This is a genomic window from Ruegeria sp. G2 (genome assembly GCF_056533505.1).
In genome coordinates, this window is the sequence record NZ_JBQFON010000004.1 from 345719 (window position 1) to 362724 (window position 17006).

Genomic DNA, 17006 nt, shown 5'->3' on the forward strand with positions numbered 1-17006 from the left:
TTCAACTCAAATGACTATTTATATTCGATGATCTTCATCGGCGCCGCCCGCTTTCGGCGCCACAGGTATGTCAGCATACCAACAACGTTGGGAAGTTTGGACAAGGACAGCAAAACCGCTTGTCGCATAGCTGATGGACGAGGCAAGCCTTCCTGCATAAGGCCCTGTGTGGTCCGCAGGTACGACAGCACATAGATGCCCAGAACTGCCAGAACGATCCAGACCGACACGAACAGCCCGATTGCCGCGACGGCTGGCAAGACCGCACCATAGAACCAGGCCCTTTTGCGCTCTCGCGTGAAATAGTCGGCATGCAGATCGCCAACCTGGGCAAATCCATGCCCCGTGCGAACGGCCCGCTTCCACCATTGAGAAAAACGCATCATGGCAGCGTCGTGACGGGTCATGTCCAGGGGCAAGCGTTCGATTTTCCATCCCGCTTTGCGAATGCGCACGCAGAATTCGTCATCCTCGGCCGCGATGACGGTGCCATCAAAGCCGCCGACCCCGTCAAAGGCCGGAACCCGCACCATCATGTCGCCGCCGCAGGTTAGGATCGAACCCGCCGGGCGGTGCCATTCGAAATCGCAAAGCGCATTGTAGACGCTTGTATCGGGGTGAATCTCAGCTCTCCAACCTGTCACGATGCCAAGCCCGGGATCGGCGACCAGCGCCTCAGACGCGGCAGCGACCCAGCCATCAACGATGGCGCAATCGCCATCAACAAACTGAACAAAGTCCAGTGGCACACCCATCGCCTTTAATGCAGCATATCCGGCGTTGCGTGCCCGCGCTGCAGTGAACGGGCGGGACAGGTCCAGCTCAACTACATGTGCCCCAGCATTACGGGCCTGCTGCACACTGTCATCGGAAGAGTTCGAATCTACATAAACCACCGCAGATACTTCATCGGGAACCGAAGCCAGGCAACGAACCAGACGTTCACCTTCATTTCGACCGATCAGGACCAGACCGATTGCCGGGATCAGGGTATCATTCGGCATTCCGCACCCCCTGACTTTCAGGTTGGACGAGCTGCGCCAAACGCATCGCTTCAGTTTTCTGGTTGAACTCGGCGGTCACCTTGGTCCGGCCCGCCTGACCCATGCGGGCGCGCAATTCGGGATCGTTCAGCAAATCACGCAGGCGTTCGGTCAATGCATCGACATTGCCGGGCGGCACCAGATAGCCGCTGACGCCATCCTCGACCAGTTCCGAAATGCCGCCGACACGGGTGGTCAGCACAGGCAGACCACTGGCCATCGCCTCCATCAGCGTCACCGGGACACCTTCGGCAAAACTGGGCAGGACCAACGTATCGGCCCCGGTCAAAATCTCTGCCACCTCACTTTGCGATTTGTATCCGGCGAAATGCACCACCCCATCAAGTTTCAAGCGCTTCGCCTGATCTTCAAGATCTGCGCGCTCTGGCCCATCCCCGATCAATGTCGCATGCAGTCCTGGCACGTCTTGTTCAAGCCGCGACAGCGCCTCAAGCAGGATTGGCACGCCCTTTACCCCTGCCAACCGACCGACAAAAACTAGATGAGGCCTGTCAGGATCGGCGGTGCTGGTCGCTTGATACTTCTCGGGATCGATACCGCAATGAATGATATTGAGCTTCTTCCAATGCTGGGGGTCCGAAAAGATCATGCACTGGCTGCGGCAGAAATCGCTGATACAGGCCACAAACCGGGCCTCAGAGATCTTGGTATCGATGCGCCAGTGTTTGGGTTCAAAAAAGATATCCGGCCCGTGGATTGTGAAACTGAAAGATATACCACTGATCCGGCTGGTCAGCATTGCAACCGTGCAGGTGGCCGTAGCGATATGATTGTGAAGATGGCGTACCTTACGCTTGCGAAGATGCTCGGCCAGCACCGCCGCCTCTGCAAAGTAGAACAGTTGATACACCAATCCCTTCAACCCGGCCGGACGGGTCTTCAGCGCCAGACCAAGGGCCGAGAAGTATCGACCTGGCGCCCGCATCAGTGCCTTCAGGTGGCATTGGATCAGGTGCAACGGGGATTTCGCTGCCGCGATCACATAGAATGTATTCTGATATTCCTGTTGTTGTTCGGGGCCCACATGATGCTCGATGCCCGTCTTGCGGATCGAACACGTTTCGACTTCAACCCCCTGCGCACGCAGGGCGAAAATTTCGCGCTGGATGAAAGTATCTGTCGCGCGGGGGTATTCCCCAGTCAGATACGCAATTGGTGCTGATTGGCTCATGTCGAATGACCTTCGATTTGGGCCTGATGCATAACTTCGGAAAAGGACAGTTGCGGTGGGATATCCAGCCGCGCATGAAGACGGGTGGTGTCAAAGCGCAGAGGTTTCATCCGGGCCTGTAACGTGGCCGGGCGCAACAGACCCGGTAACTTGTCATCCAAACCCGGTATCTTGCTCAAGACGGCACCGATGAAGCTGAACAAACGCCAGTTGACTGGAATAACCACGCGTGGCCACCCGGACTGGCGCAACTCTGCGACATAGGTGGCGCGATCCGGACGGTCATCATCGAAAACGTTGATCGCTTCGATCCCATTGGCCGAAGTCTGTGCAGCCTGCACAAGCGCCTGCGCCGTATGTACAACATAGCTGACCGGGACCTCCCCGGCACTCTCCATCGCAATCAGCAGCGGCCCGACGGGATGCCCTAAATGCGCATTCCACAAACGGTTCGGTCCGAACACCGCCCCGGGCCGCATGATCCAGAGATCGAATCCCTGAGCTTCGGCAGCGGCGCGGGATTGCCGCTCCTGCATAAGTTTGGCCTGACAATAGGCATCGCGCATCTGAGGCGAGGGTTCGAGCGGGCAATCCTCGGTCAGCAATGCACCGGCTGTCACCGCACAGCCATCATAGACGGACAGAGAACTGACCAGTACCAACCGAGGCGCAGACGAGCAGATCTGAATAGCATCAAGGACGGTTTCAGTTGCCGCCTGTGTATCGCGAATCTGACGATCGGGTACACCGCTCATTATTGCCGCAGCGTGAATAATCGCATCCACATCAGCCAATCGTTTCGCCAGTCTGTTATTTGCATCCGGCTCCGTCAAATCAACCGCAACTACGGAAATACCGGAATCATCAGCCCACGCGGCAGGCACAGCCGCTTCGGAGCGCACCAGCGCCACCACCTCGTGACCTCCACCCCGCGCCGCATCGACTGCGTAGCGTCCGATGAACCCGCTGGCGCCAGTGATCAATATCTTCAACCCAGCCATGACGTTAACACAATCCGGGCGTCCTATGGTACTTGATTTTCAAACGAATTCTTAACCGCACAACACTAACAAACCTGACAACAAAGAAACCAAATCAACCCCATGCGTAAACCGGGATTTTGTCAATTTCGAGGGTTTTATAAAGTAAGTGGTGATAAATACGAATGGGGGCTCCCGTTTTTTTGTCCGGAAAGGGAAAAATCCACGCCGCAGTTATGGAGTGACGGAGGACTAACCTCACGCGCTCAACATCAAAAAGCACCAAGCTGTGAATTTACGCGAACATTAAGCGCAACCAAAGCGCTGGAAACATCATCTGCTATTGGGCAGTATCGCATTGATCGAATTCTCAACCCGAATAACAATGTTCAGACATCTGTTTCATCCGCCCCTCATCGCGCTTTGCACGGCCCTTTTTCTGGCTGGATGCGAGTCCTCAGAAGAACGGGCCGAACGGCATTACAATTCGGCGCTTCAGCTTCTGGATGCAGGCGACCCGGAACGGGCGCTGCTTGAGTTGCGCAATATACTGAAGCTCGACAGCTCTCATACGCAGGGGCGTCTCCTACTTGCGCAGACACTGGCACAGCAAGGTGAGAGCGGCGAAGCGCTGAACCAATATCTGCGCGTGGTCGAGCAGGAGCCGACCCGGCTGGACGCCAGACTCATTGTGACCAGAATGTCATTGGACCAGAACCGATGGGAAGATGCTTTGCGCCATGGTCGTGCTGCGCGCGATCTGGCTGCGGAGAATGCTGAAGTCCGCTTTCTGAACGCGGTACTGGACTATCGCGAGGGGATCGAGGCCGATGACATTGCTGCGCTGGACACACCATTGCAAGTCGCCCAGAACAGGCTGGTGAATCATCCCACCGATCGTCTGGCCCAACGATTGATCATCGATCATGCGGTAACGACCGGGAAGCCAAATCTGGCCCTGCGCCGGATCGATACAGCGTTGACGCATCTTCCTGATGAGTATGAATTCCATCTGGCCCGTTTGCGTATCCTGTCCGACCAACAGGACATGGCGGCAATAGGTGAGGCATTGCGGGGATTGACGGACCGCTTTCCCAACCAGCGATTGGCGCGCAACATGCGATTGGTATGGCATATGGAGCAAAAGGACGTCGCCGGCGGCGAAGCGTTTTTGCGTCAGCTCGCAAATGCACCAAACGCAGGCGTGGACGATCACCTGCAAGTGGTCGATTTCTTGAAACGCACCCAAGGTGAGGAAGCTGCGCGCTCGGAACTGAACAGCCTGATTTCCGCGCAGCCCGAAAACAAAAGCTATCAGGCCACATTGGCGGCCCTGAACTACGAGGCAGGCCAGACCGCAGCCGCCATCGAAATGATGCACGAACTGCTGGCGGACGCTCAGGCCACGGAAGAGACAGCAAACCTTAAGATCAATCTGGCGCGCATGTTGATCAGCGGCGGGGATGTACCTGCCGCCGAGGCGCTGATCAGCGAGGTTTTGGCGGAAGCTCCGGGTCATACGGAAGCGCTGAAAATGCACGCCACCTGGCAAATTCGCGAGGATCGCCCCGAGGAGGCCATTCTGACGCTGCGCACCGCCCAGGCCGGAGCACCGCGCGATCCCAACATTCTGATTCTGATGGGTCAGGCACATGAGCGCACCGGAGCGCGAGAGCTGGCCGGTGAGCGCTATGCGCTAGCGGTTGAGGCCTCAGGTCGCGCTCTGGACGAGTCTTTGCGCTATGCTGCGTTCCTGCTGTCGGATGACAGGCTTGATGTTGCTGAAACCGTTCTGGCGGATGCGCTTGGTGTCACGCCCGGCAATGTCGAATTGCTGACCGCAATGGCTGAGATTCAGCTGCGGCAAAAGAATTGGATTCGGGTGAAGAGACTGATCTGGCGCCTGCGGGCACAAGATGATCCCTCTGCACTGACAGCCGCCGATCGGATCGAAGCAGCAGTATTGGTTCAACAGAACCGAACCGAAGACGCTATCAGATTCCTGAGCGACCTGAGCGCCGCAGAGCCGGCGGACCTTAATGCACTGACAAACTTGATCGGCACCATGGTACAGAACGGCAAAATCAATACGGCTGTTGATGTGCTTGAAAACAGGTTGCAGGACACGCCCGGCGATCCGGTATTGCGCTATTTGCGCGCCGGGATTTACGAGGCCGAAGGCCAGGATGACGAAGCCGAAGCGATCTATCGCGTGTTGCTTACAGAAGACCCGGAAAATCTTCGAGCCGTACGCCAAATGGCCCGGATGCTGACCCGACAAGGGCGCGAGGCAGAGCTAACGGCACTGCTCAATGTCGCGTCAGACGCCAATCCAGATGCAGTGTTGCCGCGCGCCCTGCGGGCAGAGCAGCTTCAACGTCAGAATGATTTCGACGGAGCGATTGCAGCTTATGATGCGCTTTACACAAATAACTCTGACGTAGAGGTATTTGCCAACAATCTGGCCAGTCTGATCAGCATCCATCGCGATGATGCCGAAAGCCTGTCGCGCGCCTTTGTCGTCGCCCGCCGGTTTCAACGTTCAGACGTACCTGCCTTTCGCAATACCTATGGCTGGATTGTATTTCTAAGGGGCGAATTGGATGAAGCGATAATTCACCTTGAGGCAGCAGCGCAAGGACTGCCCGACAATCCGACTGTTCAATATCATCTGGGAGAAGCTTATGTTGCTGCTGGACGCGGTGAAGACGCACAAAGAGTCTTGAACCGGGCTTTCGCGCTTTCGGCGCAGCACGATTTCTCTCAGTTACAAAGAACGCAGGAATTGTTGCAGCAATTGTCTGTCAACCGGTGACTGTCGCGCGGTCCGCCTGTCAATTCACCTGTTGGACCGAAACGTGTTCGACACAATTTTCCTCGACAAGCAGGGCGCGGCAAATGAGGACGGCACACAGCATAAGGCCGACAATACCGCCTGTTGCTGCATAGATCATGATCGCGGTGCCCAATGAAGCGCCTGAAACCAGCGCACCGACGCTCAATGCGCCCGCGGCCATCAATCCATGCAAGATCAATCCGACTATCATCTCACACTTCATCCCCTGAGATGTCCCTACGCGCGGTTGTCCTGACACCACGCCAGCAAATTATACAATTGTGTCACAATAATGTCTTCGTCCAGCGCACGAAGGCAGCGGTCATTCGCCGATCAGGTTAGGAAGATCCGGTTAACAAAGGGTAACTACGTCACAGTCTGCAAGAAATCATGAAAACTGACTTGAAAGCTGGGCAAGATATCGCCGAAACAGGATAGAGTGTATTCGGCGCAGCGCCGAGCGATACTGCAATGCAGAGATGGAAGAGTTTGGACATGAGATCAATTTTCACATTGCTTATTTCGGCATTGATCAGCGTTCTGGCGCTGCCGGCGCTGGCGCAGGGCTATCGGATTCAGTCAGGCGATACGCTGCGCGTCGAAGTGCTTGAAGATGAGAGCCTCAACCGCGACATTCTTGTGGCGCCTGACGGTCAGATAAACGTACCGCTCGCGGGCACCATCAGGGCCGGGGGCCGCACAGTTGAGCAGGTCAGGTCTGATCTGACCGAACTGCTTGCTCCCAACTTCGCTTCTACGCCCAACGTGTTTGTATCGCTGGGCGCTTTGAACGTACCGATTCCGCCGCTTCCCGACGAAACGATCAATGTATATGTGATTGGAGAAGCAGGCTCGCCCGGGCGTCATGCGCCAGTGCGCGGTACAACACTTATGCAATTCTTCGGTGAGATGGGTGGATTTTCTAGATTCGCCGCCACAAAACGGATAATGCTACGTCGTACAGACAGCGCAGGTAAGGAAACTGTTTACCAGTTTGACTATGATGCGATGTTGGACGGCACAGGAACAGGGGGATCGACGAGGCTGACCGACGGTGATGTGATTGTAATCCCACAACGGCGCTTGTTCGAATAACCCCTAAAAAGGGGCAGGGCAGTGAAATTAAAGCTTGGTTTACAAACAGCACTTTGTGGTGCTGTTTGTATGTCGGTAAATACAGGTAACCGCGCAATCGCTCAGGGCATTGAGTTGGATCCCGGCGGGCCGCAAATGACCCTTGGCATAGCCCAGCGTTTTGAGACAGGGCGCAATTTGACACTTGATGTTCCCGAGCAGGGCAATGGATCAATTGCTTCGACAATCCTATCCTTTGGGCTATCGAGTGAAACTCCCATACAGAGCCTGAGCTTGGATGCTGTTACCGCTTTGCGGTTTAGCGATCTGCCAGATCGAGGCAGCGACGTTGATATCGGTGATTCCATCTTTGACTTTGGTTACATTCGAGACGGAGCCAACGCTGGTCTCGACCTTGGCCTCGACTTTTCAAGCTATGATATAGGTCTTTTTCGGTCACTTAATGACTTCATAGATGAAGACGGTGTAGTCGATTTACCCTCCGACTTTGGCGATTTAACGGGCGACGGGACTCGCAGAGAGTTACTTTTTTCCTTCCAAATGGACTTTGGGCGTCAGGATTTGGTCAACTATTATTTCCGCATAGACACGCAGAATCTTGACTACGTAGATCAGACAAGTCCGGATCTATTCGATACTGATGTAATTAGCGGCGGTGCGGGCATTGGCTTTATCCTGTCGCCGGTCACAACTGCCGCGATTGATATCAGCGCAGAGCGATACGAAGAAGATAACCCGGATCAGACTGACCGGAAAACCAAAGATATTGTTTTTGGGTTGTCTCAGGAAGTCACCGAACGGTTGCGGTTGGACTTCGCGTTAGGGTACGTGGATATCGATGAGCGAGAACTGATTTCCGGCGATGACTCTGCCTCTGGCCTCATCGGAGGATTTGGTGCCGAGTATGATATGCCTAATGGCGCAGTGTTTTTCGATGCTGAAAGCGAGTTGGCGCTGGCTGGACGCCTTAATTCATTCCGTGTCGGTCGTAGCCTAGAAGTGCTTGGCGCTGAACTCTCGGCCAGCTTGGGTGTTGCGCATACAGATGGTGGAAAAACAGAACCAATCGGGTCGTTGACATACAGTAATGAATTTGGCGACAACGAACTTCGGATCTTCTTCGATAGGGATGTCGTCATCACAGATGACGAGGTATTTCGCGACGAATATATTCTTGACGTCGGCTATATCTGGGGCCTTGGCCCATCTTCACGTTTCGGGCTTGGTGCAACGCAGATTTTCCAAGATTCTACTGAAGTAGATCCTCGCGTCGAACGGACAGACTTGAATGCCGTATACAGCTACGAGCTCGAGTCTCAATGGATTATAAATGCCGGTCTAAACTACAGTGTCCGTGATGAAGAGGGCCTTGGCCGAGCTACCAGTCCTCTGGCGTTTTTTCAGATTGGTCGAGAATTCGCTTGGCGGCCGTGATCAGCTTTCACCGTCAACTGCATAGGTGGGCTTGCCAGATACTCGGATCCACCATAGTCATCGGCTGCAGTTGGTAATTCATATGTTCTGCATTACCGCCATGGTGAAACTCTGCTTTGGCTAATGTTCAACTGGACCCGTTGATCTTGCAAAGATACATTTATTCCATTCCCAAATTTCTCTTATGGATGTTCACACTCTATGTCGTGGTGCTTGCGTACCAGGATTTTCTGCTGGGTGGGAACTCCTGGAAACAGGGTGACTGGCTTATCAATAGCGTCGATACGACCGTGCGTCGGGGAATAATGGGCTCATTACTGCTACGAGTCTCTCAGACCTTATCCATTGACGTTGTGCTATTGGTAGTGTTGCTGCAAATCTCCCTACTGTTGGCCGCGATGGGTCTGCTCACCCAATCAATCAGAAGATCCGATACACCCGCGACCATTTGGCTTCTGATTTTGTCGCCGGGCTTTTTCATCAGTTTCTGGTCACTTGACGATCAGGGCGGCTTGCGAAAGGAGCTGATCACCTTTCTGGCATTTACCCTTTTGCTGTATGCCACCAGCCGCCTGACACCCAGCAGGATTTTGATCTACGTTTCGGCATTCGTATTCGGCTTTGCTGTTCTAAGCCACGAAGGCAACCTTTTCTTCGCCCCCTTCTTTGCCTTCAGCTATTACCTGCTGTTTGCGAAATCCGCGATTTCCCGCCGAGAGCTCGCTGCTCTTCTGATTATCCTTGCAGGCTCCTGCGTCGCCACCGTCGTCATTGCATTCAGCTTCGACACGGTGACCGATTACATGACAGTTTGCCGCCCGGTACTGGCAGCGGGCGTCGACGCTGAGATTTGTTCCGGAGCAATCAAAGCACTTGAGATTCCGCTTAAGGAATACCTGACAGCGACGTTCTGGATGTTTTTCTCACCCCTCGTCCTGTCCTTTGCACTTTTGTACGCAATAACTGCGATCCCGATCATCGTCATCGGCAGGCATTTCATTGATGGTCGCATGTTCATCAAGGCCTACGTGGCCTCGGCATTCCTGTTTCTGCCTCTTTATCTCGTTGCAGTGGATTGGGGCCGTTGGGTCAGTTTCCACACAACAGCTGTGATCTTTACATTGCTGATTGCCGTAAGCCTCGGCTTCGCGAAAAACACACCGGGCCGGGAGCTGCCGCCTGTATTGTTCAACATATTGCTCATTTTCTTCCTGATTGTGGGCTTCTCACATTTCGTCAACGTGATTTGGGGCGGCATGGCGTGGAAAGCGGTAAATGGCATTCTCTAACCAACCGCCGGATAATCTTCCCTAGCCTGCCCTTAACAACCCGCTTCTCGCGTCAGATGGGCAACCGAAGATGAACCCTCAAGCGGGATCACCTTCGGTTCTGGCTAACGCAGTAATGACGTCAGGACGGTATGTAGGGCTGCACAGCCTCGAACACATGGTCAGAGATTTCTTCATAGTTGTCCATGAAGACGCTGTGAATATTCTTTGTCGAGACATCCGGTTTTGGTGCTTTTTGCTCGAACATGGTCGAGTATACGATCATCGCGACCAACAGATGCAGCGTGTCATTGCCGTGCGGTGCGGCATCTTTAAACCATTCGCCAGCTTTGATGTCGGAAGCCGGCGTATTTTCCATGACCGAGACCATTGTGCGGGCGACCGGGATCATCCTGATGCGCGATGCGACACTGGGTTCAGTTTTTTTGGCGTGCTCCAGAAGATTGTCGAACCAACCCGTGTAATCATATTGTGATGTCGTTCTTTCACGCCAACGGGCAAAGTCGCGGTCTGATCCGGCACCGGTACTATCGTCCAATATTTTGCCGCCATCAGCCCAGCCTTCGTAGATCCAATAGATCGGCTCATCCGTCACATTTTCTTCATGGGCCGCGATGATATCCGTTACCTCATCGCCCCAGGTTAAGGCTTTGCCTTCGACCGGGGGCCTGGGGATAGGCCCGGCGACAGCCGGGTTCGGATTAGCACCTTGCGAGCCATAAACAGGAGGGCCCGAAAAGTTATCCGTCACGATGATAACATCTGTCACGTTTGCGCGTTCAACTGACGGCCATGACTGGGTGACCCCTGGCGACGGAACCCCAAATCGAATCCAGTTCTGGTTCCAATTCGGCGGAGCGACAGGCGGCGTAATGTCATAGCTACCCTGAGCCGCAAAAAACTGTTCGCCATTCGCTTCCACCAACAACTTCATCATCGGGGGAACCAGATCGTAAAGACTGTTCATATACGCACCAGTCGACCTCCGCTGTAGCGCCTCGGCTTGGGCAAAGCTCGGAACCGAGGATACGGTGACCAGCGAAACAACGACTGCACTCAAGAATCGCACTGCATAAACTCCCGATAGGTTCATCTCATTGAAATACAGTACATCGCGCAAATGCGAAGTACATCCTGCAAAACAAATTCTTCCGCGGACCCTCTACTATTCTACTCGATTCAGCATATTGTTCTTGGCAATGAAACAGGGGCAATCCCCGATCGATCCCGAAAAACCCGTATTTCAAATCAGTACGGGCAATGGGGGCACAATGAACGAGCCTGTGTGAAATAGTGCCTCGCCAGACATACATCCGCCGTATTATATCCATAGCCAAGTAAATATATATACTTGCGTTATCTGACTAATAGCTTGAGGGGCTTCGGCCATTTGTTCATATGACGAGTGAAACACCTTTACCAGTTCTGGTGGTGGATCTGGACGGAACGCTGCTGCGCTCCGACATTTTGTTTGAGACTTTTTGGAGTGCATTGGGAAGAAACTGGCAGACGCCAATTCAGGCTGTCGGCGCGTTGATGCAAAGCAAGGCAAAGCTGAAACGGGATCTTGCCCAATCCGGCCCATTGGATGTGGCGACGCTGCCCTACGACCCCGAGGTCATATCTTATGTTAAGAACTGGCGTAATCGAGGTGGCCGGACGGCACTTGTAACGGCCAGTGACGAAAGGATTGCCAATGGCATCTTCGACCATCTGGGTATTTTCGATGAGGTCTACGGATCGGACGGCGTTCGCAACCTGAAAGGCCCTGCAAAGGCATCATTTCTGAAGGACCATTTTGAGGGCGGTTTTGCTTATATGGGCGACGCCCATGCCGATATTCCTGTATGGTCACAAGCCGAACGCGCAATCACTGTAAATACATCTGCCTCGTTGCGCAGCACGGTGGACAGCCTGGACGCTCAGGTCGATCATCTTCAGACCCGGCCCAACACCATCAAACCGTATATCAAGGCAATGCGCCCGCATCAGTGGCTCAAGAACATATTGGTCTTTCTGCCGATGCTGGCGGCCCATCAGTACGATTGGGGCACGTTTTTGGCCGCTCTGATGGCATTCATCTCCTTTTCGATGGTTGCCTCCAGCGCCTACGTCACAAATGACCTTCTGGACCTGGCCGCCGACCGGGCTCATCCACGCAAATGCAAACGGCCCTTTGCGTCAGGCGCAATACCGATCGCTCATGGCACCTGGATGGCGATGGGCATGCTTGCGCTTGGCGTCATCATCGCCGCCAGTGTCAATCTCGCCTTGTTGGGGGCGATGATCTTTTACTACGTTGCGACCACCGCTTATTCCCTGAACATCAAACGCCGGATCGTGATCGACATCATAGTGCTGGCCGGATTGTACACGACGCGTATCATCGCTGGTGGCTATGCGACAGAAATTCCCCTATCGGTCTGGCTTTTGGCGTTTTCGGTGTTTTTCTTCCTGTCTCTGGCATCGGTCAAACGTCAAGCCGAACTGATAGACACCGCCAAGCGTGGTGCGATGGAAGCTGCTGGTCGCGGATATCAGGTCGATGATCTGCCGCTCATCAGTCAGGTGGCAATCTCGTCAGGTTATGTATCGGTGCTGGTGATGGCGCTTTATATCAACTCGCCATCCGTTGTGGAGCTTTACCGATCCCCCACGGCGCTTTGGGTTGTATGCCTGATCCTGCTCTATTGGCTTACCCGCATCATCATGATTACCCATCGCGGACACATGCACGACGACCCGGTCGTGTTTGCGGCCAAGGACCGAACCAGTCAGCTGTGTTTTCTGGGCATTCTGTTCTGCGCCATCTGGGGTGCGCTGCTATGACATTGGGGGGATTGGTCCTGCGCTACGGCGTGTTCGCAGTCATCGCAACGATTGCAAACCTGACGACCCAACGGCTGGTTTTGCACTGGGGCGAAGGTTTGGGCCTCTTTGTCATTGCCATGGGCGCAGGTACATTTGTGGGACTGGTCATAAAGTACCTTTTGGACAAACGCTGGATCTTCTATGACCTGTCCTCGGGCGCTGCGGCGCATGGCAAGAAGTTCACGCTCTACACCATCATGGGGCTGGTCACGACGGTAATCTTCTGGGGTTCCGAAACAGCATGCTGGCTGATCTGGAAAACCGACCTTGCACGGGAGATCGGTGCCGTGATCGGCCTGACCATCGGCTATGTGGTAAAATACAATCTGGACCGGCGCTACGTGTTCACCGACGCGATGCTGTCGCTGGGGCGTGCGACATGATGCTCAGCGGATGGGGGCGCTTTCCGGTCATCTACGCTCCGGTCGTTGATCGGCCGCGTTCCGAGGCAGAATTGACCGCTGCCCAGGCCAAAGGCGGCGTCATCGCGCGCGGAAACGGGCGTGCCTATGGTGACAGCGCCGTCAGCCGTCGTGGTACAATCGATATGCGTCACTTCAACCGCATGATCTCGTTTGATGCGGAAACCGGCATCCTGGTTGCAGAGTCTGGTGTATTGCTGGCGGATGTCATCACCTCTTTCCTGCCGCGCGGCTGGTTCCCTCTGGTCACGCCGGGCACCAAATTCGTGACCTTGGGAGGCATGATCGCGGCCGATGTACATGGCAAGAACCATCATCGTGACGGTTCGATGTCGGCGGCCCTCGAATGGGTGGATGTGATAGATCAATCCGGTCAGGTGCACCGGGCATCCCGCACACAAAACCCGGAACTATTTGACTGGGTCCCTGGCAGCATGGGACTGACCGGAATAATCCTGCGGGCAGCCATTCGCCTGCAACCGGTCGAGACCGGCTGGATCAGGCAAACCACGATCCCGGCCAAAAACCTCGCCGAGGCAATGGAGATCTTCGAAACCTACGACGACAGCCCGTATTCGGTCGCCTGGATCGATTGCCTCAAAGGTGGTGCGAACCGGGGCCGATCTCTGGTCATGTTGGGCGAACACGCCTCAGGCGACATGCTGGGCGCGCAGGAAAACGATGACCGATACGCGCTACGCCCTAAGCGAAAAAAGAGTGTAGCCTTCGACTTTCCGGGTTTTGCCATGTCAGGCCCCTTAGTAAAGGCGTTCAACGCGCTGTACTACCGCGCCGGGCTGCGCAATGCTGGCGACAATCTGGTGGATTGGGACAGCTACTTTTATCCTCTGGATGCGATTTTGAACTGGAACCGGGTTTATGGGCGCCGGGGTTTTCTACAATTTCAGTGCGCATTGCCGCTCGATGCATCCAAAGCAGGTCTCGAAGCTCTGCTCGAGGCGATTTCCGAAGCCGGTGCCGGGTCGTTTCTGGCTGTGCTGAAACGGTTTGGTGAGCAGTCCAGCAAGTTTTCATTTCCGATGCTCGGCTACACACTGGCGCTGGACTTCCCTGCCACTTCCAAAAACCTAAGGCTGCTTGAGCAGTTGGACAGGATCACCATTGCCCATGGGGGCCGTTTTTATCTGGCTAAGGATGCCCGAATGACCGCACAGACGCTGATCGAGAGCGATCCGCGCGTGGCGCGGTTTGTAGCCCAACGTCAGGACAGCGGTGCCTCTGAAACTTTTCAATCCTCCCAATCCGAAAGGCTAGCGATATGAGCAAAGATTCCGTTCTCATCCTTGGTGCGCGCTCGGACATCGGCCTCGCGGTGGCGCATAAATTCGCAAGCCTCGGCCATCCGATCCAGCTTGCGGCGCGTAATGTCGAAACCTTGGAACCCAACCGCGCCGACATCACGACACGATACAGAGTCGACGTTACACTTCATGAGTTCGATGCGTTGCAGCCTGACAGTTTTGCAGGTTTCGTTGACAGTTTGCCGAAATTGCCATTGATCGCGGTTTGCGCCGTCGGGTTCATGGGTGAGCAATCGCAGAACGAACAGGACTTAGCAGCCTCCAGCCTGGTCATGCGTTCGAATTACGAAGGCCCCGCGGGCATTCTGGCTGAACTCGCCAATCGGTTTGAGACGCGTGGTTCCGGTACTCTGGTAGGCATCAGTTCAGTCGCCGGGCTGCGTGGGCGCGCAACAAACTATGTCTATGGTTCGGCCAAAGCCGGATTTACCGCCTTCCTGTCAGGTCTGAGGAACCGGTTGGCAAAGAAGGGTGTGCATGTGGTGACGGTTCTGCCTGGTTTTGTCGCCACGCAGATGACCGAAAACATGGACCTACCTGAATGGTTGACGGCACAACCGATAGAGGTCGCCGAGAAGATCGCCACAGCTGCCGAGCGCGGGAAGAACGTGATTTATGTCCGTTCAATCTGGTGGCTGATCATGACGATCATCTGCAACATTCCAGAGAACGTATTCAAGAAGCTGAAACTATGAAATTGCCATCTACTGCCTTCAGGACTAAGGGAGTTTCGGGCATTTGACCTTCAGGACATAACCGGGACTGAGCAGCGTTATGAAAACCCCCACCGGTTCATAATCGCAGGACATTTCGTCAAGCACTTGCCGCAACCCGTGGGTCGCCCGCCCCGTGTCTCCGGGCCAGACCGCATGGATTGAGCTTATGTAGAACGTACTACCATCGCGGGGCGCAGCATCCAGAACAAATCGTGCCAACGGGCGAAAATCGCCGCGCAAACGCAACATGATGTACATTTTCGCCCAGCCCGCCGGATCATTGTGCAGCATATCCTCGATCAGTTCGGAAAACAGATCGGCGTCCATCTCGTTCCATTCCGGATCAAAATAGGATGGATCAATCGCAACACTGTGGGTCGACAGAGATGGCGCATAACTGTGATGGGAAATGGGTGCGCCTCGTTCGATCATCAATGGGATCAGGCGAAATGCTCCGAAATAATGCAATACCTGCGACGGCGGAAGATCAGCCAAAGTTGCGATCACCTGATCACTGGATCCTTCGACAAGTTGCGGCGGCCATTTCGATACCACGCGCAGCCCGGTCGCTGCAAATATGCAGCTCAATACAGCCAAACCTGCAATGGCAATTGAACGTCGATAGCTTAACGAGCGGAGCAGGCAATCGACAACCGCCCCGGCCAATACGGGAAACACTCCCAACATCCAAACCAGATGGCGCGAACTGGCGGCCGGGTATTTGCCGATTGCGGCAAGCCCTAGAAAGACCACCAGAATGGCGCTGATGAACAATATCAGCCCTGACAGTTGCGATCGCTCTGCCCCTTTTGTGAACGCAACCGCGGCCAGAGCGACGAGGCACACCACAAACAAGATGGCCGCGCCTCTGATCCGAAACAGCTCCATTGTGGCGTCGCCGAACCGCTGCAACGCCTCCATGCCCAGACCCCCATAGGCATCGGGAAACGCAGTAATCTGGATTTTCGTCGCATGACCAATCTGAAGGTAATAAGCCAAAGACAGCACAATCAGAAGGCCCACCAGCGCGATCTCTTTGACCTCAAGCTGACGCCAGAGAAGCCGCAATACCAGAAATACGCCCACCACGACGCACGCCCCGACAATGGTGGAAACACCCAAAAAAAGGCCTGCCAGAAGAACTGCAATGTCGCGGAAATTCAGCCCCGCGCTCCGGTCTTTCGCATAGATCCAGGCCGCAAAGATGGAGAACCCGGCGGCATCGAAAGCATAGAATTTCAACATCGAGCCATTGATCAAAAAAGACGGGAGCGACAGCAACACGAGCAACCCCGCCGCCATCGGCAGAGCCCGCTTGCCAAAAGCGCCAAACATTGCCGCCGAGATCACGCACAGCGTCAGCAGGATGATGATCAGACGCATCACGTGAATTGACAGACCAGAGATAGCTTGCAGCAGCAGGTTGAATACGGGCGGCCCCGCCTGCTGCGCCTCGGGCAAAGGGCCGAAGGCCTGGGCCAGATTGGTCAGCGGGAAGTTCAGCAACTGCGAAACTTCATCAATCCAGATGCTGCGATCAGTCCAGAAATAGATTTGGACAGTCCCAAAAACCAAAACCAATGCTAAAATCAATAAACCAAACGGGCCGTTGGGATGGCCAATATCCCTTTGCATGGCAGTCTCTCTGAATTCGCCTACATGGAAATGAGTAAACGAAACTATGACAGAGGGGCAAGACGGGCGCATCCACATACGGATGTGTCGCAAATATTTGGAACGGCCAAAGTCAGCGACTTGCTGGATACACCTATCCTGCGATCTCGGCGAATAGCTGAAAGCCAGACG

At 54.7% G+C, this 17006-nt stretch carries 14 protein-coding genes; 8 read left to right on the plus strand and 6 right to left on the minus strand.

The features are described 5' to 3' along the window. Positions 1-14: 14 nt before the first annotated feature. Genes ACR0DU_RS10430 through ACR0DU_RS10440 form a run of 3 tightly spaced genes read right to left on the minus strand, consistent with a single transcriptional unit; the run spans position 15 to position 3236 of the window. The gene (locus tag ACR0DU_RS10430) at positions 15-1004 is read right to left on the minus strand and encodes a glycosyltransferase family 2 protein (protein WP_480874312.1); all 990 of its coding nucleotides are present in this window, start codon (positions 1002-1004) and stop codon (positions 15-17) included. Further along, complete coding sequence (locus tag ACR0DU_RS10435; protein ID WP_480874315.1) at positions 994-2235, minus strand: glycosyltransferase; 1242 nt, start codon at positions 2233-2235, stop codon at positions 994-996. The genes ACR0DU_RS10430 and ACR0DU_RS10435 overlap by 11 nt, the downstream gene beginning before the upstream one ends. Further along, positions 2232-3236, minus strand: a complete 1005-nt coding sequence (locus tag ACR0DU_RS10440; protein ID WP_480874317.1) for an NAD-dependent epimerase/dehydratase family protein — start codon at positions 3234-3236, stop codon at positions 2232-2234. The genes ACR0DU_RS10435 and ACR0DU_RS10440 overlap by 4 nt, the downstream gene beginning before the upstream one ends. Positions 3237-3600: 364 nt before the next feature. Here ACR0DU_RS10440 and ACR0DU_RS10445 point away from each other — a divergent pair, with 364 nt between their 5' ends. Then, complete coding sequence (locus ACR0DU_RS10445; RefSeq protein WP_480874319.1) at positions 3601-6030, plus strand: tetratricopeptide repeat protein; 2430 nt, start codon at positions 3601-3603, stop codon at positions 6028-6030. Positions 6031-6049: 19 nt separating this feature from the next. Here the strand turns inward: ACR0DU_RS10445 and ACR0DU_RS10450 are convergent, their stop codons facing one another. Continuing rightward, positions 6050-6262 (minus strand): hypothetical protein, encoded by a 213-nt coding sequence (locus ACR0DU_RS10450; protein WP_010442217.1) that lies wholly within the window; start codon positions 6260-6262, stop codon positions 6050-6052. Between the two features lie 284 nt (positions 6263-6546). On the opposite strand from ACR0DU_RS10450, the gene ACR0DU_RS10455 reads away from it, so the two are divergent. From ACR0DU_RS10455 to ACR0DU_RS10465, 3 genes are all read left to right on the plus strand, one after another. After that, complete coding sequence (locus ACR0DU_RS10455) at positions 6547-7146, plus strand: polysaccharide biosynthesis/export family protein (protein WP_480874322.1); 600 nt, start codon at positions 6547-6549, stop codon at positions 7144-7146. 21 nt (positions 7147-7167) lie between these two features. After that, entirely contained in the window at positions 7168-8580 is a 1413-nt protein-coding gene (locus ACR0DU_RS10460) for a hypothetical protein (RefSeq protein ID WP_480874325.1), read from the plus strand. A 188-nt stretch (positions 8581-8768) separates the two neighbouring features. Continuing rightward, entirely contained in the window at positions 8769-9869 is a 1101-nt protein-coding gene (locus ACR0DU_RS10465; RefSeq protein ID WP_029622046.1) for a hypothetical protein, read from the plus strand. Between the two features lie 121 nt (positions 9870-9990). On the opposite strand, the gene ACR0DU_RS10470 is transcribed toward ACR0DU_RS10465, so the two are convergent. Next, the gene (locus ACR0DU_RS10470; protein WP_480874327.1) at positions 9991-10938 is read right to left on the minus strand and encodes a hypothetical protein; all 948 of its coding nucleotides are present in this window, start codon (positions 10936-10938) and stop codon (positions 9991-9993) included. Positions 10939-11267: 329 nt separating this feature from the next. Between ACR0DU_RS10470 and ACR0DU_RS10475 the strand changes: the two genes are divergently transcribed. Genes ACR0DU_RS10475 through ACR0DU_RS10490 form a run of 4 tightly spaced genes read left to right on the plus strand, consistent with a single transcriptional unit; the run spans position 11268 to position 15179 of the window. Beyond that, positions 11268-12698, plus strand: coding sequence for a UbiA family prenyltransferase (locus tag ACR0DU_RS10475; RefSeq protein ID WP_480874330.1), 1431 nt, complete (start codon positions 11268-11270; stop codon positions 12696-12698). Then, positions 12695-13123, plus strand: coding sequence for a GtrA family protein (locus ACR0DU_RS10480; RefSeq protein WP_010442223.1), 429 nt, complete (start codon positions 12695-12697; stop codon positions 13121-13123). The genes ACR0DU_RS10475 and ACR0DU_RS10480 overlap by 4 nt, the downstream gene beginning before the upstream one ends. Next, a complete protein-coding gene (locus ACR0DU_RS10485) occupies positions 13120-14445 on the plus strand; it encodes an FAD-binding oxidoreductase (protein WP_480874333.1) in 1326 nt (441 codons plus the stop codon). Before ACR0DU_RS10480 ends, ACR0DU_RS10485 begins: the two co-directional genes overlap by 4 nt. Then, positions 14442-15179, plus strand: a complete 738-nt coding sequence (locus tag ACR0DU_RS10490; RefSeq protein ID WP_480874336.1) for an SDR family oxidoreductase — start codon at positions 14442-14444, stop codon at positions 15177-15179. The genes ACR0DU_RS10485 and ACR0DU_RS10490 overlap by 4 nt, the downstream gene beginning before the upstream one ends. A 24-nt stretch (positions 15180-15203) precedes the next feature. Here ACR0DU_RS10490 and ACR0DU_RS10495 read toward each other — a convergent pair whose 3' ends face one another. Continuing rightward, positions 15204-16835, minus strand: a complete 1632-nt coding sequence (locus ACR0DU_RS10495) for a hypothetical protein (RefSeq protein ID WP_480874339.1) — start codon at positions 16833-16835, stop codon at positions 15204-15206. Positions 16836-17006: the final 171 nt, after the last annotated feature.